This is a genomic window from Acidovorax sp. A79 (genome assembly GCF_041154505.1).
GTDB lineage: Bacteria > Pseudomonadota > Gammaproteobacteria > Burkholderiales > Burkholderiaceae_C > Acidovorax.
Genome location: NZ_AP028672.1, coordinates 4741291 through 4764607 on the forward strand (window position 1 = coordinate 4741291; position 23317 = coordinate 4764607).

Sequence of the window (23317 nt, forward strand, 5' to 3'; positions counted from 1 at the left end):
CGCATCCCACTTACGTGTATTGAAACCCCTGTTCCGGCCATCTGCTCACGGCGCGCCGCGGCCCTGTGGCGGGCCGGACACAGGCTTCTGGCGCCGGGGGCGGAGCGCGCCGGGGGGCGTCCCGCGCCGCGCCGCGGTGGTGCGCCTAAAATGACCGGTTTTTCACCCGCGCACCGTCGCCCCCTCCATGCCCAAGGCTCCCGCAACTCCCGCGCCCCCCGCCGAACCCGCTAGCTACGAAGCGGCGCTGGAAGAGCTGGAGCAACTCGTGGCCCGCATTGAATCGGGCCAGCTGCCGCTGGACCAGATGCTGGCCGGCTACCAGCGCGGTGCGGCGCTGCTGGCGTTCTGCCGCCAGCGGCTCGATGCCGTGCAGGACCAGATCAAGGTGCTGGACGAAGGACAGCTGCAACCATGGAACCAGGAATGAGCGCGGTGCCGATGGCGTGTGCGAGCCGACCCCTTGACATGAATCTCTGGAGCCAGAACCACCTGGCACGCGTGGAGCAGGCCCTCTCGCAGTGGGTGGGCCACGGCGCGCCCGCCGGGCTGGGCGATGCCATGCGCTACGCCGTGCTCGACGGCGGCAAGCGCCTGCGGCCCCTGCTGGTGCTGGCCGCCTATGAGGCGGTGTGCAGCGGTGCCTCCGCCTCCGCGGTGTTCGACGACGCGGCGCTGCGCGCGGCCTGCGCGGTGGAGCTGATCCACGCCTACTCGCTGGTGCACGATGACATGCCCTGCATGGACAACGACGTGCTGCGCCGGGGCAAGCCCACGGTGCACGTGCAGTTTGGCGAGGCCCAGGCGCTGCTGGCGGGCGACGCCCTGCAGGCCTTTGCGTTCGAATTGCTGACGCCGGACAACACCCTCATCCCCGCGGCCACCCAGGCCGCGCTGTGCCGGCTGCTGGCCTGCGCTGCGGGGTCGGCCGGCATGGCGGGTGGGCAGGCGATCGACCTGGCCAGCGTGGGGGTTGCGCTCACGCAGGACCAGCTGCGGCAGATGCACCGCCTCAAGACGGGCGCGCTGCTGCAGGGCAGCGTGCTCATGGGCGCGGTGTGCGGCCATGCGGTGGGCGCGGCGTACCAGGCGCTGTCCGACTATGGCGCCGCCATGGGCCTTGCTTTCCAGGTGGTCGACGACATCCTGGACGTGGTGGCCGATTCGGCCACGCTGGGCAAGACGGCGGGCAAGGACGCGGCGGCCGACAAGCCCACCTATGTCTCGCTGCTTGGGCTGGAGCCCGCGCGGGCCCATGCCGACGAACTCCTGGGCGAGGCGCATGCGGCGCTGGCCCGCAGCGGCCTGCCCGATACCCGCGCACTGGCGGCCCTGGCGGACATGGTGGTGCGCCGCTCGCACTGAGCAGGGCCCGGGCCGTGCCGCGTCGCGATGAAGAAACATACCAAACTGGCCACTGGCGCTTATCGGTAAAGCGCTGGAAGCTATAAAAAGAATAGTAAATGTCCACGACGTCCTTTCCCCTGCTGCAGAACATCAATGACCCGGCAGACCTGCGCAAGCTCTCGCGCGCAGACCTCAAGGCGCTGGCCACCGAACTGCGCGAGTTCGTGCTGCAGAGCGTCTCCCAGACCGGCGGCCACCTCAGCTCCAACCTGGGCACGGTGGAGCTGACCGTGGCGCTGCACCACGTCTTCAACACCCCCGAAGACCGCCTCGTGTGGGACGTGGGCCACCAGACTTACCCCCACAAGATCCTGACCGGCCGGCGCGACCGCATGCATACGCTGCGCCAGCTGGGCGGCATCTCGGGGTTTCCGCAGCGGGCGGAAAGCGTGTATGACACCTTCGGAACGGCGCACTCGAGCACCAGCATCTCGGCGGCACTGGGCATGGCGCTGGCCGCCAAGCGCAAGGGAGAAGACCGGCATGCGGTGGCCATCATCGGCGACGGCGCGATGAGCGCCGGCATGGCCTTCGAGGCGCTCAACAACGGCGGCGTGGCCGACGCCAACCTGCTTGTCGTGCTCAACGACAACGACATGAGCATCAGCCCGCCCGTCGGTGCGCTCAACCGCTACCTGGCCCAGCTCATGAGCGGCCAGTTCTACGCCGCCGCCAAGAACGTGGGCAAGACCGTGCTGCGCCCCGTGCCGCCCTTGCTGGAGCTGGCCAAGCGCTTCGAGCAGCAGGCCAAGGGCATGGTGGTGCCCGCCACGCTGTTCGAGAAGTTCGGCTTCAACTACATCGGTCCCATCGACGGCCACGACCTCGATTCGCTGATCCCCACGCTCGAGAACATCAAGAGCCTCAAGGGCCCGCAGTTCCTGCACGTGGTCACCAAGAAGGGCCAGGGCTACAAGCTGGCCGAGGCCGACCCCGTGGCCTACCACGGCCCCGGCAAGTTCGACCCGGCCGTGGGCCTGGTCAAGAGCAGCGCCGCGCCGAAGCCCACCTTCACCCAGGTGTTCGGCCAGTGGCTGTGCGACATGGCCGCGCACGACGGGCGCCTGGTGGGCATCACGCCCGCCATGCGCGAAGGCTCGGGCATGGTCGAGTTTGAAAAGCGCTTTCCGGACCGCTACTACGACGTGGGCATCGCCGAGCAGCACGCCGTGACGTTCGCCGCCGGCATGGCCTGCGAGGGCGTCAAGCCCGTGGTGGCGATCTACTCCACCTTCCTGCAGCGCGGCTACGACCAGCTGATCCACGACGTGGCGCTGCAGAACCTGCCCGTGGTGTTCGCGCTCGACCGTGCCGGGCTGGTGGGCGCGGACGGCGCCACGCATGCCGGGGCGTATGACATCCCGTTTGTGCGCTGCATCCCGAACATGAGCATGGCCTGCCCGGCCGACGAGCGCGAATGCCGCCAGTTGCTGAGCAGCGCCTTCGAGCAGGACCACCCCGTGGCCGTGCGCTACCCGCGCGGCAGCGGCGCGGGCGTGGCGCCGCTGGCGGGCCTGGACAGCCTGCCCTTTGGCAAGGGCGAGATCCGCCGCGAGCGCCAGGGCACCCGTGCCGGTGCCCCGCGCATCGCCATCCTGTCGTTTGGCACGCTGCTGTACCCCGCGCTCGAAGCGGCCGAGGCGCTGGACGCCACGGTGGTCAACATGCGCTGGGCCAAGCCCATCGACGAGGCGCTGCTGCGTGAAGTGGCCGAGCGCCACGATGCGCTGGTCACGCTGGAAGAAGGCGCGATCATGGGCGGCGCGGGCAGCGCCGTGACCGAAGCGCTCAACGCCATGGGCATCGTGCGCCCGGTGCTGCAGCTGGGCCTGCCGGACGTGTTCATCGAGCACGGCGATCCGGCCAGGCTCCTGGCATTGCAGGGGCTCGACGCGGCGGGAATCCGCAACGCGATAGAGAAGCGGTTCCCGGGCTAGGGCGAACGGCCGCGCTGCGCGGACTGGCTTCGCCGACGGCCGCATGCCGTGGGTGGATGCGCAGGCCGCGCCCTCTGCTTTTTTCCGGGACAGGGTGGGGCGCTGACGGCGGGGCCGCCAGCCGGTGCCGCGCATGGCCTTGCGTGCCCGGGAAAACCTAGAGGGCCAGCCGCGGACCCTCCTCCTACAATTGCGACAAAAGGCAACAGTGCCCGTCCCTCGCCAGCGCCGCAATGGCGCCATGCGCCCGCGCCTGCCAACACCCCTCTTGGAGACAAGTTCTATGGATCGCCGCTCTCTCGTCAGACACGCAGGTATCGCAGGGGTCCTGGCCACCGGCGTGGCGCCCGCGGTGTTTGCGCAGGCATCCATCCGGTGGCGCCTGGCCTCCAGTTTCCCCAAGTCGCTGGACACCATCTATGGCGGCGCGGAGGTGTTCGCCAAGGCCGTGAAAGTGATGACGAACGGCCGCTTCGAGATCTCCGTGCACGCGGGGGGCGAACTCGTGCCGGCATTTGGCGTGGTGGACGCCGTGCAGGGCGGCGCGGTCGAGATGTGCCATACCGTGCCGTATTACTTCTACGGCAAGAGCCCCGCCTTCGCGCTGGGCTCGGCCATCCCCTTCGGCTTCAACGCGCGCCAGATGAGCGCCTGGATGCTCCATGGCAATGGGCGCAAGCTCATGGACGAGTTCTACGCCGGCTTCAGCATGGTCAGTTTCGCGGGGGGAAACACCGGCACGCAGATGGGCGGGTGGTACTTGCGCGAGATCAAGAGCCCGAGCGACTTCAAGGGCATGAAGATGCGCCTGGGCGGCGGTCTGGTGGGTGAAGTGATGTCCCGGCTGGGCGCCATTCCGCAGAGCATTCCGGGGGGCGAGATCTACCAGGCCCTGCAAAAGGGCACCATCGACGCCGCCGAATGGGTGGGGCCGTATGACGACCAGAAGCTGGGGTTCAATAAGGTGGCGCCCTTTTACTATTACCCCGGCTGGTGGGAGGGCGGGCCCGAGGTGGATTTCTTCATCCACAAGAAGGCGTTCGACGGCCTCTCGGCCGACAACAAGCTCATCGTGGAGGCGGCCGCCGCCATCGCGCATGCGGACATGCTGGCCAAGTACGACGCGCTGAACCCCACCGCGCTCAAGCAGCTGGTGGCCGCCAAGACCAAGGTGCTGCCGTTCTCGCAAAGTGTCATGGATGCGGCCTTCAAGGCGTCCATGGAGGTCTTTGCGCACAACGATTCCAAAAGCCCCGAGTGGAAGAAGATCTACGGGGACATGCGCAACTTCCAGCGCGACCAGATCCTCTGGTTCCGCTTTGCCGAAGCGCGCTACGACACCTTCATGTCGGCGCAGAAGATCTGACGCCGCTTGCGGGCGATGCGGCCCGTTGCGGCCTTGCGTGCGCGGGGCGCAGCCGATGCTTGCAGAACCCTGAAGCCCTGATCGGGCGTCTGGGATTTCACGGGAAAACCCGCAAATCCGGCACTGGGCATGTTCCTACAATCGACTCCGGTAAAAAGGTTCTTGGCCCGTGGGTTACCGCCCGTTGCGCCAAGTTGTGCAATCGAGTTTTCGGAGATAACCACATGGATCGTCGTTCAATCATCAAGCATGCGGGCATCGCGGGCGTGCTGGCCGCGGGTGTTGCGCCTGCCGTTCACGCACAGGCTGCCGTGCGCTGGCGCCTTGCGTCGAGCTTCCCCAAGCCCCTTGACACCATCTACGGCGGTGCCGAGGTGTTTGCCAATGCGGTGAAGGCCATGTCGGGCGGCAAGTTCGAGATTTCGGTGCACGCTGGCGGCGAACTGATGCCCGCCATGGGCGTGGCTGACGGCGTGCAGCAAGGCTCCGTGGAAATGTGCCACACCGTGCCGTACTACTTCTACGGCAAGAACCCCGCGTTCGCGCTGGGCTCCGCGATCCCGTTCGGCATGAATTCGCGCCAGATGAACGCGTGGATGATGCACGGCAACGGCCGCAAGCTGATGGACGAGTTCTACGCAGGCTACGGCATGCTGAGCTTCGCGGGCGGCAACACGGGCACGCAGATGGGCGGCTGGTACCGCAAGGAAATCAAGTCGGTCGCTGACCTTAAGGGCCTGAAGATGCGCCTGGGCGGCGGCCTCGTCGGCGAAGTGATGCAGAAGATGGGTGTTGTTCCCCAAAGCCTGCCAGGCGGCGAAATCTACCAGGCGCTGGAAAAAGGCACCATCGATGCGGCGGAATGGGTCGGCCCCTATGACGACCAGAAGCTGGGCTTCAACAAGGTGGCGCCTCACTACTACTACCCTGGCTGGTGGGAAGGCGGTCCTGAAGTGGACTTCTTCATCAACCAGAAGGCCTTCGATGCCCTGTCGGCCGAGAACAAGGCCATCATCCAGTCCGCTTCGTCGCACGCCGCTGTGGACATGCTGGCCAAGTACGACGCCCGCAACCCCGTGGCCCTCAAGCAACTGATCGGCGCGAAGATCAAGCTGCTGCCCTTCACCAAGGACGTGCTGGACGCTTCGTTCAAGGCTTCCCAGGAGGTGTACGCCGAGAACGATGCCAAGAGCCCCGAGTGGAAGAAGATCTATGCGGACTTCCGCAACTTCCAGCGCGACCAGGTGGCATGGTTCCGCGTGGCCGAAGGCCGTTTCGACAGCTACATGCAGACCCTCAAGCTCTGACGCCCCACCGCGCTCAGTGCAAAAAGAAAACCGCGCCCTGGCGCGGTTTTTTCATGGACTTCGTTTTTCTATTCGCTGTTCGGTCCGCTCGCCAGAGGATGGGCCCACGCAGCGGGAGCCGGGGCCGCCGCCGGGCTCCTCATCCCCGGGCACGCAGCTCCACCCACGGCCAAACCCTGGCTCACCTTGCCCTGCGTGTGGCATGCAGCGCCCCCCGGTGGCCGTGCGGAGGGTGTCCAAGAGACCTGGGGGCAAGGCGCGGGAGGTTGCACGCGGGCCCCGGGAACGTCCGCCAGGAGAGTAGTCGCCGCTGCGCGTTGGCGAGTCGGGCCCGCCATTGTGTGGAGAACATGAAAAAGGCGGGCACCCCTCTCGGAGTGCCCGCCTCTCCACGAAGCCGTGGCGGCTCAGAATTGCCGGAAGGCGCTGAGCTCTTTTCCCATGCGCTCGAACTCGCCGATCAGTGCGGGCGTGGCGCCATAGAACACCGTGAACTTGCCGGCGAGCGTGCGCACGTACAGGCGGGGAGCGATGAGCCAGCTGAACCCGCGCACGCGGATCAGCCGCACATAGGCCAGGTCGTCGTAGGGCATGGCCTTGTCCCACACCCAGCGCTGGTGCAGGCCTTTCGTGTCCATGCGCGTGGTGCTCACCATGATGCTCCACCAGGTCCAGGCCATCAGCGCCAGGCCCGCGATGAACCATCCGGTGCCCGTGCCCACCGAGTTGCCCAGCGCTCCCCGTGTCCACAGCTGGGCGAACCACAGGGCGCAACCGCCCACGATCACGGTGGCCATGAGCCGGAACGAGCGCGAGAACGCGGGGCCCACGACCGTGCCGCCCTCGGGTGTAAATCGAAAGGGCTCGGGCAGGGGCAGCGGGGTGAGGTTCAGCATGGCAATGGGAGCGCGGGGATGGGCCTGTTGTGCATCACTTTGCCGGTTCCGACGCTGCTTCAGCCGGGGCGTTGCCGAAAGGGTTCTCGCCGGCGGTTTCTCCGCCCGCATCGGGCGTGGCTTCCGAGCGCATCAGGTCATCCGTCGGCACCTCGATCTGGACCTTGTCGGTGTCGATGATCTCCTGTTTGGGCAGGAACATGGTCACCGTCTGTGGCACGAAGATCACGATGGTCACCAGCAGCAGCTGCATGATCACCCAGGGAATCGCGCCCATGTAGATGTCGCTGGACAGCACGGGCTTGGGAATGCGGCCTTCCTTGAAGAGCGTGTTGGCGATACCCCGCAGGTAGAAAAGCGCGAAACCGAAGGGCGGGTGCATGAAGCTCGTCTGCATGTTCACGCACAGCAGCACGCCGAACCAGATCAGGTCGATGCCCAGCTTGTCGGCCACGGGGCCCAGCATGGGCAGGATGATGAAGGCGATCTCGAAGAAGTCGAGGAAGAACGCCAGGAAGAAGATGAACAGGTTCACCGCGATCAGGAAGCCGATCTGGCCGCCGGGCAGGCCCGAGAGCATGTGTTCGACCCACTTGGCACCGTCCACGCCCTGGAACACCATCGAGAACACGCGTGCACCGATCAGGATGAACACCACCATGGCGGTCAGGCGCATGGTGCCCTGCATGGCTTCCCACATCAGGGCCAGCGTCAGGCGCTTGTGGATCGCGGCCAGGACCATGGCGCCCACCACGCCCATGGCGCCCGCCTCGGTCGGCGTCGCAATGGCGGTGTCGATGCCGGGCAGGCCGCCCATGGAGCCCAGCACGGCGAAGATCAGCAGGGCCGACGGGATGATGCCGCGCAGGCACTTGAGCCACAGCTTGGCGCCCGACATGGTGCGCGCTTCCTTCGGGATGCCCGGCAGGTAGTGGGGCTTGAAGACGCCCAGCATGAACGTGTAGCCCGCGAAGATCAGCACCTGCAGGATGGAGGGACCCCAGGCGCCGCGGTACATGTCACCCACCGAGCGTCCCAGCTGGTCGGCCATCACGATCAGCACGAGCGAGGGCGGCACCAGCTGCGTGATGGTGCCCGAGGCGGCTAGCACGCCGGTGGCGTAGCGCATGTTGTAGCCATAGCGGATCATGACGGGCAGCGAGATGAGCGCCATGGCGATCACCTGGCCCGCCACCGTGCCGGTGATGGCCCCCAGGATGAAGCCCACGATGATCACCGAGTAGCCCAGGCCGCCGCGCACGGTGCCGAAGAGCTGGCCCATGGAGTCGAGCATGTCTTCGGCCAGGCCGCATTTCTCGAGGATGGCGCCCATGAAGGTGAAGAACGGAATGGCCAGCAAAAGCTCGTTGCTCAGGATCCCGAAGATATTGATGGGCAGGTTGGCCATGAAGACGGCGGGGAACCAGCCCATCTCGATGGCGAAGAAGCCCGAGGCCAGCCCCAGCGCGGCCAGCGAGAAGGCGACGGGGAAGCCGATCAGCATCACCACCACCAAGCCCGCGAACATGATCGGGGCAAAGTTTTCCATTTGCATTTTGTTGTTCCTGAAAATCCGGAATTGAGAGCGTGGCGCGGCGGGCTTCGCAGCTCAGCGGCACCACGGGTTCATGGTTCGGCGCTTGCGGGCCGGATTACTGAACCGGTTTCTCGTAGTGGGTGCTCATCTGGTAGATGCCGCGCAGATAGGCCACGCGCTTGATGATCTCGGCCAGGCCCTGCAGGAACATCAGTGAAAAACCGATCGGCATGAGCAGGATGGCGGGCCAGCGGATCAGCCCCCCCGCATTGCCCGACATTTCGCCCGAGAAGAAGGCACGGGTGAACAGCGGCCAGCTCAGGTAGGCGATCAGCAGCATGGCGGGCAGCAGAAACACCACCAGGCCCGCGATATCGACATACACCTGCTTGTTGCCGCGCAGCTTGCCGTAGATGATGTCGACGCGCACGTGCTCATTGAGCATGAGGACGAACGGGGCGCCCAGCATCACGGTGGCGGCGAACAGGTACCACTGGATCTCCAGCCAGGCGTTGGAACTGAGGTCCAGGCCATAGCGGATGAAGGCGTTGCCTGCCGAGATGAGCGCCGCGGCCAGGACGGTCCACGTGGCCACCTTGCTGAGCTTGCCGGAAATCCAGTCCATGCCCAAGGCTAATTTGAGTAGTGCTGACACTTGGTGTCTCCTGAGAGTATAAAAAAGGGACGGGCCCAATGCGCTGCTGGGCCCAGGGGCATGTCCGCGGCCTGCACGGCGCGCAGCAATATCCCAACGGGTGTCCGAAAGTAACGCGCATCCTACCCCTTCGCCGCTGAAGAAAGCCTGACGCGCGGACATGGGGTTTTCCTCAGGGGGGCGGGTGTCTGCCCCTCTTTCTCCTGCCTTTTTCTCCGGTGTCAGCCCACCGCGCCGTCTCCCGGCGGGCGGCCTGCTGCCCATGCCTCCTGTGGCTTCGGAGTCGCTTCAGCGGACTCCCGGGCCCCTTCCGTCCCTCAGGCCGTGGCGCGTGCCCGGCGCTTGGGGCGGGCAAAGCGCCACCAGGGCAGCACGGTGCTCATGGCCAGGACTTCGCCGCAGTGCAGGGGGGTGTAGCCCGGCAGGGCCCCCAGCCGCTCCAGCCATTCGGGGGTCTGCAGCAGCGCGCGCAGCGCCTGCGTGGCGGGCTGGTCCAGGCTGGCCTTGAGGCATGCCAGGTGGTAGCGCTCGTGCACCAGCGGCACGAAGCCCAGTCCGCGCGCCCGCGCGGCCAGCTCGATGCCCATGCCCACGTCCGCGGCACCCGCGGCCACGGCCTGCGCCACCGCCGTGTGAGAGGGTTCGTTGAGCGCATAGCCCGCGATGGAGGTGGCCCCGATCCCGGCTTGCGCGAGCAGGTCGTCGAGCAGCACGCGCGTGCCGGTGCCCAGCGGCCGGTTCACGAAGCGGGCCCCGGTGCGGGCGATGTCGTCCAGGCCGTGCAGCGCCAGCGGGTTGCCGGGTGCGACGATGAGGCCCTGGGTGCGCTGGGCAAAGCCGATGATCTTGTGCAGCCCGGGCTGCAGCAGGGGCTGGTAGGTACGTGCCGTCAGGGAGTCCGCCTTGGCGTTGTCCACGGTGTGAAAGCCCGCCAGCGTGCAGCGCCCTTCGTTCAACGCGCGGATGGCATCCACGCTGCCGGTGAAGCGGATGTCCAGATGCAGCGCGCCCGTTCCGCCGTGCGCCGCGGCATGGGCGCGCAGCGCGGCCAGAGCGTCGTCATGGCTGGCGTACAGGGTGAGCACATGGGCGTGGGGGTCGAAGGCCACGGCGAATGCGCGTTCCAGGTCGGCGTGCAGCGCGGCGATCTGCGGCGCGAGCCGTGCCTGGGCCTGCCGCTCCGCCCACAGCAGCTTGGCGCCGAACTCGCTGAGCTGCGCCGACTGGCCCTTGCCCCAGATGATGAGTTCGCCGCCCAGCTGGTCCTCCCAGCGCTTGAGGGCCCCCCAGACGTGGCGGTAGGACAGGCCCAGCCCCCGCGCCGCGCCGGAGATGGACCCGTGCTCCGCCACCGCCTGCAGCAGTTCGGGCAGCGGGTTGCGGATCAGCGCGTTGCCGGCATCGCGGCTGAGTGTGTAGTGAAGTTGGACCCTATGCACGGGAGTTCATATCGCTGGATATTGGTTGGGTGCCTACGATAGCCGAACCCATGTCCACACTCTCGGAAAGCGCGAGCACAGCGCTGCAACTCACTCTCTCGTCCGACCCTGTCCTGTGGACCATCGTGGGCCGCTCCCTGTCGGTCAGCGCCACCGCATGCCTTCTTGCCTGTGGCGTGGGCCTGGTGCTGGGCGCCTGGCTGGGCGTGGCCCGCTTCGCCGGGCGCGGCGCCGCGCTGGCGGTGCTCAACACCTTGCTGGCGGTGCCGTCGGTGGTGGTGGGGCTGGTGGTGTACCTGGTGCTCTCGCGCAGCGGGCCGCTGGGCTCGCTGGGCTGGCTGTTCAGCTTCAAGGCCATGGTGCTGGCGCAGGCCATCCTGGTGTTGCCGGTGGTCACGGCGCTCACGCGCCAGGTGGTGGAGGATGCCGAGCGCGCGCATGGCGAACAGCTGCGCTCCATGGGCGCGGGCCCGCTGCTGCGCGCCCTGCTGCTGGCGTGGGACGAGCGCTACGCCCTGCTGACGGTGCTGCTGGCATCGTTTGGCCGCGCGATCTCGGAGGTGGGCGCGGTGATGATCGTGGGCGGCAACATCGACGGCTTCACGCGCGTGATGACCACCGCCATCGCCCTGGAGACCAGCAAGGGCGACCTGCCCCTGGCGCTGGCGCTGGGCATCATCCTGCTGGCCGTGGTGCTGGCGCTCAATGTGCTGATCGCGCTGGTGCGCCGCTGGCGCGAACGGGTGGACGGCTCTGCCTCCAGCACCCCCGTGGGGGTGGCGGCATGAGCGGGCCCTTAGCAAACCCCTGGGTCGACCTGCGCCAGGTGACCGTGCGCTACGGCCACGTGCAGGCGCTGGACCGTGTCACGCTGCGCATCACCCCCGGCGAGCGCGTCGCGCTGGTGGGCGCCAACGGCAGCGGCAAAAGCACGCTGCTGCGCGTGCTCAACGGCCTGGCCGATGCCAGCGGGGGGGGCCTGCAGTGCGATGCCGCGCTGCGCCAGGCCATGCTGTTCCAGCGCCCGCACATGCTGCGCACCAGCGCACGGAACAACGTGGCGCTGGCCCTGTGGCTGCGGGGCGTGCGATGGCGCGATGCCCGAGTCACGGCGCTCACGGCGCTGCAGCGCGTGGGGCTGCGGGACATCGCCGCGCAGAACGCGCGCACCCTGTCGGGGGGGCAGCAGCAACGCGTGGCGCTGGCCCGCGCCTGGGCGCTGCGGCCCGACGTGTTGCTGCTGGACGAACCCACCGCCAGCCTCGACCCGCATGCCAAGCGCGAGGTCGAGGCCCTGATGGCCGACTTTGCCGCCAGCCACAGCGCGGCAGGCCCGGCGCACCCCGTGACCATGGTGTTCAGCAGCCACAACCTGGGCCAGGTCAAGCGCCTGGCCAGCCGCGTGATCTACATGGAGCATGGCCGCCTGGTGGCCGACCTGCCGGTGCACGATTTCTTCAACGGCCCCCTGCCGGAGGCCGCCCGTCTGTTTGTCAAAGGAGAGCTGGTATGACGAGTTTCAAGCCTTTTCGCGCTGCAGCGCTGGTACCCAAAGCGCTGGTAGCTATTGTTTTGGTAGCGTCTGGTTCCGCGTTTGCGCAGAGCATCACCATGGCGTCCACCACCTCCACGGAGCAGTCGGGCCTGTTCGGCTACCTGCTGCCCGAGTTCAAGAAGGCCACCGGGCTCGATACCAAGGTGGTGGCGCTGGGCACGGGGCAGGCGCTGGACATGGCGCGCCGGGGCGATGCCGACGTGCTGTTCGTGCACGATCAGGCGGCCGAGGAAAAGTTCGTGGCCGATGGCTGGGGCGTGAAGCGCTATCCAGTGATGTACAACGACTTCATCCTGATCGGCCCCAGGAACGACCCGGTGGGCACCAAGGGCAAGGACATCGTGCAAGCCCTGCAGAAGTTGTCCGCGGCCAACGGCGGCTTCATTTCGCGCGGCGACAAGAGCGGCACCCACGCGGCCGAGCTGCGCTACTGGAAGCTCGCGGGCGCCGACGCCACCAAGGGCAGCGGCTACAAGGAATGCGGCTGCGGCATGGGGCCCGCGCTCAACATCGCGGCATCGAGCGGCGCCTACGTGCTGGCCGACCGGGGCACCTGGCTCAACTTCAAGAACCGCGCCGACCTGGCCATCCTGGTCGAGGGCGACACCAGGCTCTTCAACCAGTACGGCGTGATGGTGGTGAACCCCGCCAAACACCCGCACGTGAAGGCGCAGGACGCGCAGAAGTTCGTGGACTGGGTGGTGTCGCCCGCGGGCCAAACCGCCATCGCCAGCTACAAGATTGGCGGCGAGCAGCTGTTCTTCCCGAACGCAGCCCCGTGAGAACGCGCCATGGAGCACCGCGTGAGGACGGCGGCCTTGGCCGCGGCCGTGGTTTGTGTGCTGGCCCTGCCGCTGGCGGGCTGTTCCACGGTGGCTGCCGAGGCCTTGGGCGCTGAAAAGGCACCCGTGCAGGTCTATGCCGCCGGCAGCCTGCGCGAGGCCTTCACCGAGATCGCGCGCGACCATGAAGCCCGCACCGGCCAGAAGGTGGCGCTGACCTTCGGGGCCTCGGGCCTGCTGCGCGAGCGCATCGAGAAGGGCGAGGCGGCCCAGGTCTTTGCCTCGGCCGACACCGACCATCCCGAGCGCCTGGCGGCCCGGGGCGGCTGGCGGGCGCCGGTGGTGTTCACGCGCAATGCGCTGTGTGCGCTGACCAGCGAACAGATCAGCGCCACCCCCGGCACCTTGCTGGCCACCTTGCTGCGCAGTGACGTGCGCGTGGGCACGTCCACGCCCAAGGCCGACCCGTCGGGCGACTACGCCTGGGCGCTGTTCCGCCAGGCCGACAAGATTCAGCCGGGCGCCTATGCCCAGCTGGATGCCAAGGCCCTGAAGCTCACGGGGGGCGCGGACTCGCCCAAGCCGCCCGCCGGCCGGGGCACTTACGCATGGGTGATGGACCAGCGCCAGGCCGATGTGTTTCTGACCTATTGCACGAACGCGGTGGCCGCGCAGGCCGAGGTGCCGCGCTTGCGGGTGGTGCAACTGCCCCCCGCGCTGCAGGTGGGGGCCGCCTATGGCATGGCGGTGCGCGCCGATGCCCCCGCTGCGGCGCAGGCGTTTGCCACCGCGCTGCGGCAACCGGCGGCGCAGGCCGTGCTGCGGCGGCTGGGGTTCGGGCCGCCCTGACAACCGAATCCGAATGCGTCGGTCGGCGGTTGCTGGGTACACACGCCATGCCCGCCCGCCTGGTGGGGTGGGCATGGCGTGTGTTTTTTTCCGGTGCCGCCGGGGGCCGCCGTGTTCAGTCGTCGTCGCGGTGGTGGCTGCTGCGCCAGATGGCGCGCACCAGCCACAGGCCGCAGACCACCGCGCCGAAGAATCCGAGAAACCCGAAAGCCGGCAGGCCGAACAGCGTGGGTCCGCCCTTGACGGTCATCACGATGGACGAGCCGATGATCAGCGCGGCAATCACCAGCGCCATCGCGAGCCGGTTGGCCGAACGGTCGATCTGGTCGCCCACGCGCTTGAGGTGGGCCAGCTCGATGCCCACCTGAAAATGCCCGCGCCGCGCATTGCGCAGCAGCCGCGCGACATCGTCGGGCAACTGCTCCACGGTCGATAGCGCGCGCCGCAGCGTCCACCAGGCGCGGCCCGCCAGCGCCCGGGGGTGGTAGCGGTCGCGCGCCACCTGCTGGAGCAGGGGCAGGGCCTCGGTGGCCATGTGGAAGTCCGGGTCCAGGTTGCGGCCCATGCCTTCGAGGGAGATGAAGGCCTTGATCAGCAGCGCCAGGTCCGCCGGCAGGCCCAGGTGGTGTTCGCGCAGGATGGCGGTCACGTCGGCCAGCATCTGGCCCAGGCTCAGCTGCGCCAGCGGCACGCCGTGGTACTGGTCCACGAAGGCCTCCACCTCGGTCTCCAGCTGGCCCAGGTTGACGCCGTGTTCGTCGCCCGTCCAGTCCAGCAGCACATCGGCCACCGCCTGCGGCTGGTGCTCCACCAGGCCCAGCAGCAACTGCAGCAGCTCTTCGCGCCGGCGCTGCGACAGGCGGCCCACCATGCCAAAGTCGATGAAGGCAATGCGGTTGCCCGGCAGGTAGAACACGTTGCCCGGATGCGGGTCGGCATGGAAGAGTCCATCCTCCACGATCATCTTGAGCACGGCCTGCGCGCCGCGCCGGGCGAGCACCGAGCGGTCGAATCCGGCTTCGGGTACCAGCGCCCCCAGCGCGCCGCCTGGCGTTCCGTCGATGAAGTCCTGCACATTCAGGCGCTCGCGGGTGTGCTCCCAGTACACGCGCGGGATCACGATGTGGGGCAGCTGCGCCAGGTTCAGCGCGATGCGCTCGGCCTGCCGGCATTCGCCGGCCAGGTCGAGTTCGCGGCGCAGGGAGCGCGCGAACTCGCGCACCAGCTGCTGCGGCCGGTAAGGTTTCAGCGCAGGCAGTTCGGCCTCCGCCAGCGCGGCCAGGCGCAGCAGCAGGCGCAGGTCGGCGTGGATGGTGTCGGCAATGCCGGGGCGGCGGATCTTGACGATCACCTCGGTGCCATCGCGCAGCCGCGCGCGGTGCACCTGCGCGATGGAGGCCGCGGCCAGCGGCGTGGCGTCGAACCAGGCGAACACCTCTTCCGGCTCGGCCCCCAGGTCTTCCCGCAGTTGCGGGCGCAGCACATCGAGGGGCACGGCGGGCACCTGGCTGTGCAGCTTTTCAAACTCGGCGATCCACTCGGGGCCGAAGAGGTCCGCGCGGCCCGCCAGGATCTGCCCGAACTTCACGAACGCAGGCCCCAGTTCTTCCAGTGCCAGCCGCACCTGGGCGGGTGGCTCGACGCGGGCCAGGTCGGCGGCATGCGCCCAGTGCAGGGCCTGGCCGGCGCGTTCGAGCCTGTCGGCCAGGCCGAGGCGGCGCACGGTGTCGCCAAAGCCATGGCGCACCATCACACCCAGAATTTCCTTCAGGCGCCCCAGGTCGCGCGCCGTGTCCAGGGTCTCTATGAGCATGGGGCGATGATAGTCAGAACGCCAGCGCGGGCTTGTTCACCATCAGGTAGAACACCACCGCCATGGCCGCGAAGGCGGGGTAGCCCAGCGCCTCCCACCGGCGTGCATAGCGCCAGTACCGCGCGGGCGGGGCGCTGCCGCTGCGCGCCGCCTCCGCCGCCATGTCGCGCATGCGCAATTGCAGCCACACCACCGGCACCCAGCACGCACCGGCCACCGCGTAGAGCACGAGCGATGCGGCCAGCCACGGCGTGCTCCACGGCAGGCCCGCCATCGCGGCCATCGCCAGCCCCGTGGCCGGCTGGATGAAGACCGTGGGGGTGGTGAACCACCAGTCGGCGCGCACCACGAGGCGGCTGACCACGGCCTGCGCCTGCACGTTGCCGCTGCGGTTGGTGAAGAAGAGGTAGAACGCCGAGCCCAGCCCGGTGCCCACCAGCAGCACGCTGGAGACGATGTGAATCCACTTGAGGATGAGGTACAGGCTCATGGCGGGGGCGGCGAGGTGGTTGTGTCCTGCAGCAGCACCCACAGGATGGCGGCGATGGGCAGGTTCTTGGTGAGCGGCCCCAAGGGGTGCAGCCACCATGCGGGGTGGATGAGCGTGGCCAGCAGCGTCATGGCGGCCATCAGAAGCAGTGCGGCCGCATATGCGCAACGCCCGGGGCGCAACGCCAGCCACAGCCCCAGCACGAGGTCGGCAGCGGCCCCGGCCAGGATGAGGGCGGTGGGCAGCCACGGTGCACCACCGTCGGTCCACGCCCTGGGCAGGCCCGCCAGCAGCTCGCGGCTCTGGCCGTGGAGCTCCCACACGCTGGCGAAGGCGGTGGCCAGCCAGACCGCGACCAGGCTGTAGCGCAGCAGACGGTGTTGCGGCGGCGCCATCATGGTGGCGCGGGCTCCTCGACCACATCCGTCTGCATGCCCCATCGTGCGAATTCGGGGGCGAAGGCCTCCAGCGGGAGGAGTCCGGTGCTGGTATGGGCGCCGGTCGGCAGGGGATGCCCGGCGGCGAGCCGCCGGGCGAGCAGGATCGCGGCCATGCAGGGGATCTCGGGGCCGTGGTCGTGGTCTGCCGCGATGTGCCAGGCCCGGCGGCACGGCTGGCCCTGGGCACCGGTGCCCGCCGCGCGCACCACCATGCCCCCCAGCGGAGTGCCCAGGAAATCGAGCACGCCCCCGGTGTGGTCCATCAGGCCCGCCAGCATCTCGGGGCGGGGCAGGATGCCCCAGCCGCGCAGCGCGGCGATGGCGGCGAAGGTGCGCTGCGCCAGGCCGACTTCCAGCGCGGCGCGGAAGGTGACGCGGTCCGCAACCCGGTAGTGCGCGGGAAAAATCTCGAGGTCCGGGATGTCGCATACCGCGCCCAGTCGCGGCCGCAGGCGGTGGAACTGGACGCGGCTGGGTTGCGCCCAGCCGCGCCGGGGCTGCCAGCGCCCGCCCTCCCACACGGGAATGGGCAGGCCGCAGTAGCTCAGCACCGCGGCCAGCGTGGCCTGCCCGCGCGGCGCGCGCTGCGCGGGGGCGATGCAGATGTCGATGCTGTCGATGCGCTGCCAGCCCGCGCACAGGTGGTCGATGACGGCCGAGGACAGCGCCGGCACCGTGCTGGCGCCCGTGACGGCCGTGCGCTGCGCGGCGGTGAACGGGCCGTGCATGGCGGCAGGGAAATCGCACACGAATCGGCGGCCGTCGGCCAGGTCGACGTAGTGCGCTCCCGCCTCGGCGGCGGCCCGGGCCACGCCGTAGCCCTGTGCCTGGAACGGCCCGGCCGTGTGGATGACCAGGCCCACGCCCCACTGGCGCAGCGTGGCGGCCAGGCCGGGTGCCTGGTGGTCCAGCGCCACGCCCCGGGCTCCATGCCCGAGCGTGCCGGCCAGCGCCTGGGCGCGTGCCGCGTCACGGCCCGCCACCAGCAGCGCCACGTGGCGCGCCGTGGCGGGGTCGCCGGCCAGCGCGCGGCAGATGCGCGCGCCGAAGTTGCCGTAGCCGCCGAGGACCAGGGTGGTGAGTGCCGTCACGGGTGGTGCATGTCCAGGAGAAGAGGGGGTGAAAGGAGAAGGGCAGGCGCCAGGCCGGGTGGCTGGCGGTGTTTCCGGCGGCGCGCGGTGCGTTCGCATTCCCTGCTGGCGCGCTCCCGCGCGGTTGCGGTGGGGTGCGGGGGGTGCGGGGGGGGCGCCTTGGGGGTGGTCATGTTCCGGGCACCCAGGGCGCCGGGCCCCGCGCGGAGGCCGTGGGCGCGCGCGCCGCCGTCGCGGTACCCTTCGCGGGCACCAGCTCCTGCAGCGCGGCACGCCGGGGCTGCATCTGCGTTTCGTGCCAGGCGGGCACGTCCGCCGCGGGCATGGGGCGGCTGTACACATAGCCCTGGATGCCGTGCAGGCCCACCGACCGCAGGATGCGCAGTTCCTCTGCCGTTTCAACGCCCTCCACCACCACGGACAGCCCAAACTCCTGCGCCAGCGTGCCGATGTGCCGCAGCAGCGACTGGCGGCGCCGGTCCTGCGGCAGCTGCTGCACGAACAGGCGGTCGCATTTGATGCCGGCGATCGGCAGGTCGGCCAGCATGCCCAATGACGAGTATCCCGTGCCAAAGTCGTCCATCACCACCGCCACGCCCAGGGTGCGCAGGCGCTGCATCGCGGCCACCATCTGCGCGCCCAGCGCGATGATGGCGTGCTCCGTCAGCTCGAGCTTGAGCGCGCGGGGCGGCAGGGCGCGCTGGGCCAGTTCGCCGCGCAGCCAGGGCACGAAGCTGTCTTCCAGCAGCGTGAGGGGCGCCACGTTCACGCTGATGGTGACGTCGTGCAGGCCCTGGGCCTGCCAGGACTTCACGCAGTCGAGCGCGTTGGCCAGGATGGTGCGGTCCACTTCGACCGTCCGGCCCTGCAGTTCGCACACCAGCAGGAACATCTCGGGGTTGATGGGCCCCAGGGTCTTGTCGGTGATGCGCAGCAGCGCCTCGAACTGCACGCCCTGCTGCCGGAAGTCCAGGATGGGCTGGAAGTGCAGCGCCAGCCGTTGCGGCCGCAGCAGGCTGGGCAGGTGGTCGGCGATGAGCGACAGCTGCATGTCGCGCTCGGGGTTCTGGGCCATGTTGGATACCCGCATCATCGACAGGCCCCTGCGCAGCAACTGCTGGCGGCCGGTGTCAAACCGCATGTTGCTCAGCTGTTCCATGGCCAGGGCGATGCCGAACACCAGCACGATGCCGAGCAGCGCATGGCTCTCGGGTTCGCCGCGTGGCGTGCGGGCGTGCAGGGCAAAGGTGTTGACCAGCAGCCAGTGCAGCAGCAGGATCGCGGCCCCGCACAGCACCTTCTCCTCCCACGACTGGCGGCGGTAGCGGGGGGTGAGCACGCTCAGCCTGGCCGAGCGGTGGCGCATGGACGTGACGGTGGCGATGCCCATGGCGATGGCGAAGGCCAGCGCGATGGCCGTCCAGTTCACCGAGGCGAAGTCCTGCACCTGGTCCCGCGTGATCGTGAAATGCGCCACCAGCATGCCGACGGCCAGGCACAGCCCCGCCACCGCGATGCGCGCCTTGCTGGCACCGGTGCTGAGCGTGGGAATCGTCAGGCGCGCGCTGACCACCATGATGATCAGCCCGCTCAGGGCGGGCACCAGGTCCAGCGCCTCGGCGTGGTGCGCCAGTTCCGCATACATGAACAGGCCGACCACATCGAGCGCCCAGACGATGCAGCCGATGCACAGGGCCGCGTGCGACGCGCTGATGCGCCGGCTGGACGGATCGACCGAAAATGCCGTGTGCTCCACCAGCCGCTGGCAGACATGCACCACCAGCGACGCGAACAGCCAGAACAGCAGGCACTGGAGCAGCGGCGGAAACCCCACCGCGAACGCCTGCGCTGCGTTGTGCCAGATTGAAACCACCATGTCCCGCCCTCGTTGTGGAGGGGCATCATACGACCGTTGGGCGGCCGGTCCGGCGCCTCGCGGCACATCCCTGGACAGTGTCGGCTGTCCGACACTCAGTTGACGATGGCGATGCCCTTGACCTGCGCGAAGACCGCCTTGCCGGGCGCCAGCGCCAGTGCCTGGGCCGAGCGCTGGGTGATGCGCGCCAGCAGCCGCGTGGGCCCCAGATCCAGCGCCACCATGAGCTGCCCGGGGCTGTCCTCGGCGACCTGGGCCACGGTGGCGGGCAGGACGTTGAGGATGCTCGTGTGTGCCGGTTCGGCCAGCGCCAGGCTCACGTCGCGTGCCTGCACGCGCAGGCGGATGGGCTCCCCGGCCGCGCGCGCCACCGGGCTCACCAGCAGCAGCCGCCGCCCCGCGAACGCCACCGTGGTGACATGGTCGTCCGGGTCGTGCCCGAGCACCTCGCCGTCGATCACCGTGGCCGCCGCATCGCCATGGGCCAGGGGCAGGTCCAGCCTGACGATCAGCTCGTGGGTGCTGCCCTGGGCCTGCACCCGGCCCGCCTGCATCAGCACCATGTGGCCCGCCAGCCGGGCCACCTCGTCGATGGAGTGGCTGACGTAGAGCACCGGGATGTCCAGCGTGCGGTGCAGGCGCTCCAGGTAAGGCAGCACCTCGGCCTTGCGCTGTGCGTCCAGCGCGGCCAGGGGTTCATCCATCAGCAGCAGGCGCGGACTGGTGGCCAGGGCGCGGGCCATCGCCACGCGCTGGCGTTCGCCGCCCGACAGCGCATGGGGCTTGCGGTCCATCAGCGGGCCGATGCCCAGCAGCTCCACGGCCTGCTCCAGCGCCACCTTGCGGCGCGCGGCGGGCGTACGCCGCAGGCCATAGCCGATGTTGCCGCGCACGCTCAGGTGGTCGAACAGGCTGGCTTCCTGGAACACATAGCCCAGCGCGCGCTCGTGCGTGGCGCGCCAGACCCGCAGCGCATCGTCCTGCCACACCTCGCCGTTGACTTCCACCCGGCCCGGTTGCGCCCGCGCCAGCCCCGCGATGGCGCGCAGGCAGGTGGTCTTGCCGCAGCCCGAGGGCCCGAACAGGGCCGTCACGCCACGCCCCGGCAGGCGCAGGTCCACGTCCAGCGTGAAGCCGGGGCGCTCCAGCTTCAGCCGGGCGGTGATCTGCGGGGGGAGCGTCTCGTCCTGGGGTGCCATCGCGCCGGCCCTCATTGCACCATGGACGCCGGCCGGTGCCGCGTGAGGTTCAGCCCCAGCAGTACGACGAACGAGAACAGCACCATGCCGCCGGCCAGCCAGTGGGCCTGCGTGTATTCCAGCGCCTCCACATGGTCGTAAATTTGCACGGACACCACGCGCGTCACGCCGGGGATGTTGCCGCCCAGCATCAGCACCACGCCAAACTCGCCCACCGTGTGGGCGAAGCTCAGGATGGCGGCGGTCACGAAGCCCGGGCGCGCGAGCGGCAGCGCCACGGTGAAAAAACGGTCCATGGGCCCGGCGCCCAGCGTGGCGGCGGCTTCCAGCGGGCGCTGGCCGATGGCCTCGAACGCGTGCTGCAGCGGCTGCACCGCGAAGGGCAGCGAGTAGATGAGCGAGCCCGCCACCAGCCCCCAGAAAGTGAAGGGCAGCGTGCCCAGCCCCAGCGACTGCGTGAACTGGCCCACCGGGCCGTGGGGGCCCATCGTGACCAGCAGGTAAAAGCCGATCACCGTGGGCGGCAGCACCAGCGGCAGCGCCACCACGGCCGACACCGGGCCCCGCCAGCGCGACGGCGTGTGCGCCAGCCACCAGGCCAGCGGCGTGCCCAGCACCAGCAGCAGTGCCATGGTGGTGCCCGCCAGGCGCAGCGTGAGGCCGATGGCCGCAAGGTCGGCGCTGGAAAAAGGCATGGATAGCTGAAAAGCGGATGGGGAGGTGGAGGGAAATCGCCGGGGCTGCGGCGCCGGCGCGTGCGGGCCGCCGGCTCAGAAACTATAGCCGTAGGACCTGATGATGGCGCGTGCCTTGTCGCCGCGCAGGTACTGGAGCAGTGCCGCGGCGGCGGCGCTGTCCTTGCCGGGGGTGAGCAGGGCCGCGTCCTGGCGGATGGGTTCGTGCAGTTCGGCCGGCACCTGCCATGCGGACCCGCCCGTGATCTTGCCATCGGCCATCACCTGCGACAGCGCCACGAAGCCCAGCTGCGCGTTGCCCGTGGAGACGAACTGGTAGGTCTGGGCAATGTTCTCGCCCTGCACGAAGCGCGGCTGCAGCCGCGCGGTGACGCCCAGCTTGTCCATCACCTGCATCGCGGCCAGGCCGTAGGGGGCAAGCTTGGGGTTGGCGATGGCCAGGTGCTTGAAGTCGCCGGTCTTGAGCACGGCGCCCTGAGCGTCCACGGTGCCGGGCTGCGCGCTCCACAGCACCAGCGTGCCGATGGCATAGGTGAAGCGCGAGTTGGCGACGGCCTTGCCTTCCTTCTCCAGCCTGGCGGGGGTGGTGTCATCGGCCGCCAGCAGGATCTGGAACGGCGCACCGTTGGTGATCTGTGCATGGAACTTGCCCGTGGCGCCGAAGGACAGCTCCGCCTTGTGGCCGGTGTCGGCCTCAAACGCCGCGGCGATCTTCTGCATGGGGGCGGTGAAGTTGGCGGCCACGGCGACCGACACGCTGTCGGCATGGGCGGCCTGAAACATCGCAAGGCAGATGGCGGTGGCGGCAAGGGAGCGGGGCACAGGAATGAAGCGGAACGGCATGGCGGCGTGGCGCAGGTGCGCTATTCATTAATGGAATAGCGAGAGTATATGAAGCCACGGCGGCCCGGCGCCTGGCGGCAGAAAAAAACGCGCCCCGGACATGTGCTGGCGAGAGATGTCCCTGCGCCAGGTCAACAGGCGGGCCCGTTGCCACTGCCGCGTTGCGCCGGGGCGCGAAGGCGGGGCGGGGGCGGTGCGCCGTCCGGTCAGAATCCCATGCCGGCCCTGGCCACCAATCCGATCTTCACCATGCCTTCCTCCCTTTCCATTTCTTCCGCGCTGACCCACGCCCTCACCGACAAGCGCATCGACATCCTGCGGCAGATCGGCGCCACGGGCTCGATCTCGCAGGCGGCCCGGGTGGTGGGGGTGAGCTACAAGGCGGCCTGGCAGGCGGTGGACACCCTGACCAACCTCGCGGGCAGCGCGCTGGTGGCGCGGGCCGTGGGTGGGGCGGGGGGCGGCGGGGCGCGGCTGACCGAGGCGGGGCAGCAGTTGCTCGCCGCCGCCGATGCCATGGCCCAGGCGCGCGGCGCGGTGCTGTCGCGCTGGCAGGCCACGCCCCATGCCGGGCCCGCGCTGGCGCGGCTGGCCGTGCGCACCAGCATGCGCAACCAGTGGCCGTGCGTGGTGCGGCGGCTGGAGGTGCAGGGGCAGATCGTGCGGGTGCACCTGGCGCTGGAGACCGGGGAGGGCGGGGGGGGCGCCCCGGCGGCGGCCGTGCTCATCTCGCGGATCACGCGCGAGAGCGCCGAACTGCTGGGCCTGCGGCCCGGGCTGGCGGTGCAGGCACTGTGCAAGGCCACGGCGGTGCGGGTGGAACGCCTGGCGGGCCCGTGCACCGAGACCGGCACGCAGGGGACGGAGGAACCCGCCCGCTGCCGCCTGCCGGCCAGGGCGGTGCGCGTGGTGCGCGGCGCGTCGGGCGACGAGGTGTCCGCCGAACTGGCCGCGGGGGTGCGGATGGTGGGTTTTGCCCCCGCGGGCAGCGGACTGCGCGCCGGCAGCAAGGTGGTGCTGGTCGTTGATGACAGCGCGGTGGTGCTGGCCCTGGCGGAGGTCTGAGGCGGGTGCAGGGCGGCCGCTGGGGGCCGCCGACAGGCGTGCTGCCGGGATTGCTATTGTTTGAATAGCTGCAGC

The 23317-nt window shown here is 69.3% G+C and carries 22 protein-coding genes; 10 read left to right on the plus strand and 12 right to left on the minus strand.

What is annotated here, in order from left to right; translation table 11 throughout:
• Positions 1-187 precede the first annotated feature (187 nt).
• The 5 genes from xseB (at position 188) to ACAM51_RS21805 (ending at position 6017) form a co-directional block, all read left to right on the plus strand.
• Positions 188-430: an exodeoxyribonuclease VII small subunit gene (gene xseB, locus ACAM51_RS21785; protein ID WP_218293763.1), complete on the plus strand. Its 243-nt coding sequence runs from the start codon at positions 188-190 to the stop codon at positions 428-430.
• Positions 427-1365 carry a polyprenyl synthetase family protein gene (locus ACAM51_RS21790; RefSeq protein WP_218294430.1) on the plus strand — a complete coding sequence of 313 codons (939 nt, stop codon included), beginning with the start codon at positions 427-429 and terminating at the stop codon, positions 1363-1365. The genes xseB and ACAM51_RS21790 overlap by 4 nt, the downstream gene beginning before the upstream one ends.
• 98 nt (positions 1366-1463) lie before the next feature.
• Positions 1464-3344, plus strand: coding sequence for a 1-deoxy-D-xylulose-5-phosphate synthase (gene dxs / locus ACAM51_RS21795; protein ID WP_369641840.1), 1881 nt, complete (start codon positions 1464-1466; stop codon positions 3342-3344).
• A gap of 283 nt (positions 3345-3627) precedes the next feature.
• Entirely contained in the window at positions 3628-4710 is a 1083-nt protein-coding gene (locus ACAM51_RS21800) for a TRAP transporter substrate-binding protein (RefSeq protein WP_218293766.1), read from the plus strand.
• A gap of 224 nt (positions 4711-4934) precedes the next feature.
• A complete protein-coding gene (locus ACAM51_RS21805; protein ID WP_218293768.1) occupies positions 4935-6017 on the plus strand; it encodes a TRAP transporter substrate-binding protein in 1083 nt (360 codons plus the stop codon).
• A 407-nt stretch (positions 6018-6424) separates the two neighbouring features.
• Here the strand turns inward: ACAM51_RS21805 and ACAM51_RS21810 are convergent, their stop codons facing one another.
• From ACAM51_RS21810 to ACAM51_RS21825, 4 genes are all read right to left on the minus strand, one after another.
• The gene (locus ACAM51_RS21810; protein ID WP_218293769.1) at positions 6425-6913 is read right to left on the minus strand and encodes a hypothetical protein; all 489 of its coding nucleotides are present in this window, start codon (positions 6911-6913) and stop codon (positions 6425-6427) included.
• A gap of 34 nt (positions 6914-6947) precedes the next feature.
• A complete protein-coding gene (locus ACAM51_RS21815; protein ID WP_218293771.1) occupies positions 6948-8468 on the minus strand; it encodes a TRAP transporter large permease subunit in 1521 nt (506 codons plus the stop codon).
• Positions 8469-8565: 97 nt separating this feature from the next.
• Positions 8566-9105: a TRAP transporter small permease subunit gene (locus ACAM51_RS21820; RefSeq protein WP_218293772.1), complete on the minus strand. Its 540-nt coding sequence runs from the start codon at positions 9103-9105 to the stop codon at positions 8566-8568.
• Positions 9106-9422: 317 nt separating this feature from the next.
• Entirely contained in the window at positions 9423-10544 is a 1122-nt protein-coding gene (locus ACAM51_RS21825) for a substrate-binding domain-containing protein (protein ID WP_218293774.1), read from the minus strand.
• A gap of 50 nt (positions 10545-10594) precedes the next feature.
• Here ACAM51_RS21825 and ACAM51_RS21830 point away from each other — a divergent pair, with 50 nt between their 5' ends.
• From ACAM51_RS21830 to ACAM51_RS21845, 4 genes are read left to right on the plus strand one after another with little or no spacing between them, the layout of a single operon-like run.
• Positions 10595-11332: an ABC transporter permease gene (locus ACAM51_RS21830; RefSeq protein WP_218293776.1), complete on the plus strand. Its 738-nt coding sequence runs from the start codon at positions 10595-10597 to the stop codon at positions 11330-11332.
• Positions 11329-12057, plus strand: a complete 729-nt coding sequence (locus tag ACAM51_RS21835) for a phosphate ABC transporter ATP-binding protein (RefSeq protein ID WP_218341672.1) — start codon at positions 11329-11331, stop codon at positions 12055-12057. Before ACAM51_RS21830 ends, ACAM51_RS21835 begins: the two co-directional genes overlap by 4 nt.
• Positions 12054-12881, plus strand: coding sequence for an extracellular solute-binding protein (locus ACAM51_RS21840; RefSeq protein ID WP_369641841.1), 828 nt, complete (start codon positions 12054-12056; stop codon positions 12879-12881). Before ACAM51_RS21835 ends, ACAM51_RS21840 begins: the two co-directional genes overlap by 4 nt.
• A 9-nt stretch (positions 12882-12890) precedes the next feature.
• On the plus strand, positions 12891-13730 hold the full coding sequence (locus ACAM51_RS21845) for a molybdate ABC transporter substrate-binding protein (RefSeq protein WP_218293782.1): 840 nt from the start codon (positions 12891-12893) through the stop codon (positions 13728-13730).
• Between the two features lie 115 nt (positions 13731-13845).
• On the opposite strand, the gene ACAM51_RS21850 is transcribed toward ACAM51_RS21845, so the two are convergent.
• The 8 genes from ACAM51_RS21850 to modA form a co-directional block, all read right to left on the minus strand.
• A complete protein-coding gene (locus ACAM51_RS21850; RefSeq protein WP_218293784.1) occupies positions 13846-15543 on the minus strand; it encodes an AarF/ABC1/UbiB kinase family protein in 1698 nt (565 codons plus the stop codon).
• Between the two features lie 13 nt (positions 15544-15556).
• On the minus strand, positions 15557-16033 hold the full coding sequence (locus tag ACAM51_RS21855; protein WP_369641842.1) for a DUF2269 family protein: 477 nt from the start codon (positions 16031-16033) through the stop codon (positions 15557-15559).
• On the minus strand, positions 16030-16428 hold the full coding sequence (locus ACAM51_RS21860) for a DoxX-like family protein (RefSeq protein ID WP_218294431.1): 399 nt from the start codon (positions 16426-16428) through the stop codon (positions 16030-16032). Before ACAM51_RS21860 ends, ACAM51_RS21855 begins: the two co-directional genes overlap by 4 nt.
• The gene (locus ACAM51_RS21865) at positions 16428-17564 is read right to left on the minus strand and encodes a saccharopine dehydrogenase family protein (RefSeq protein ID WP_369641843.1); all 1137 of its coding nucleotides are present in this window, start codon (positions 17562-17564) and stop codon (positions 16428-16430) included. The genes ACAM51_RS21860 and ACAM51_RS21865 overlap by 1 nt, the downstream gene beginning before the upstream one ends.
• Before the next feature lie 169 nt (positions 17565-17733).
• A complete protein-coding gene (locus ACAM51_RS21870) occupies positions 17734-19440 on the minus strand; it encodes an EAL domain-containing protein (RefSeq protein ID WP_369641844.1) in 1707 nt (568 codons plus the stop codon).
• 95 nt (positions 19441-19535) lie between these two features.
• Complete coding sequence (modC, locus tag ACAM51_RS21875; RefSeq protein ID WP_369641845.1) at positions 19536-20639, minus strand: molybdenum ABC transporter ATP-binding protein; 1104 nt, start codon at positions 20637-20639, stop codon at positions 19536-19538.
• 11 nt (positions 20640-20650) lie between these two features.
• A complete protein-coding gene (gene modB / locus ACAM51_RS21880) occupies positions 20651-21334 on the minus strand; it encodes a molybdate ABC transporter permease subunit (RefSeq protein WP_218293791.1) in 684 nt (227 codons plus the stop codon).
• Positions 21335-21409: 75 nt separating this feature from the next.
• Positions 21410-22177: a molybdate ABC transporter substrate-binding protein gene (gene modA / locus ACAM51_RS21885; RefSeq protein ID WP_218341667.1), complete on the minus strand. Its 768-nt coding sequence runs from the start codon at positions 22175-22177 to the stop codon at positions 21410-21412.
• Positions 22178-22426: 249 nt separating this feature from the next.
• On the opposite strand from modA, the gene ACAM51_RS21890 reads away from it, so the two are divergent.
• Entirely contained in the window at positions 22427-23242 is an 816-nt protein-coding gene (locus tag ACAM51_RS21890) for a TOBE domain-containing protein (RefSeq protein ID WP_369641846.1), read from the plus strand.
• Positions 23243-23317: the final 75 nt, after the last annotated feature.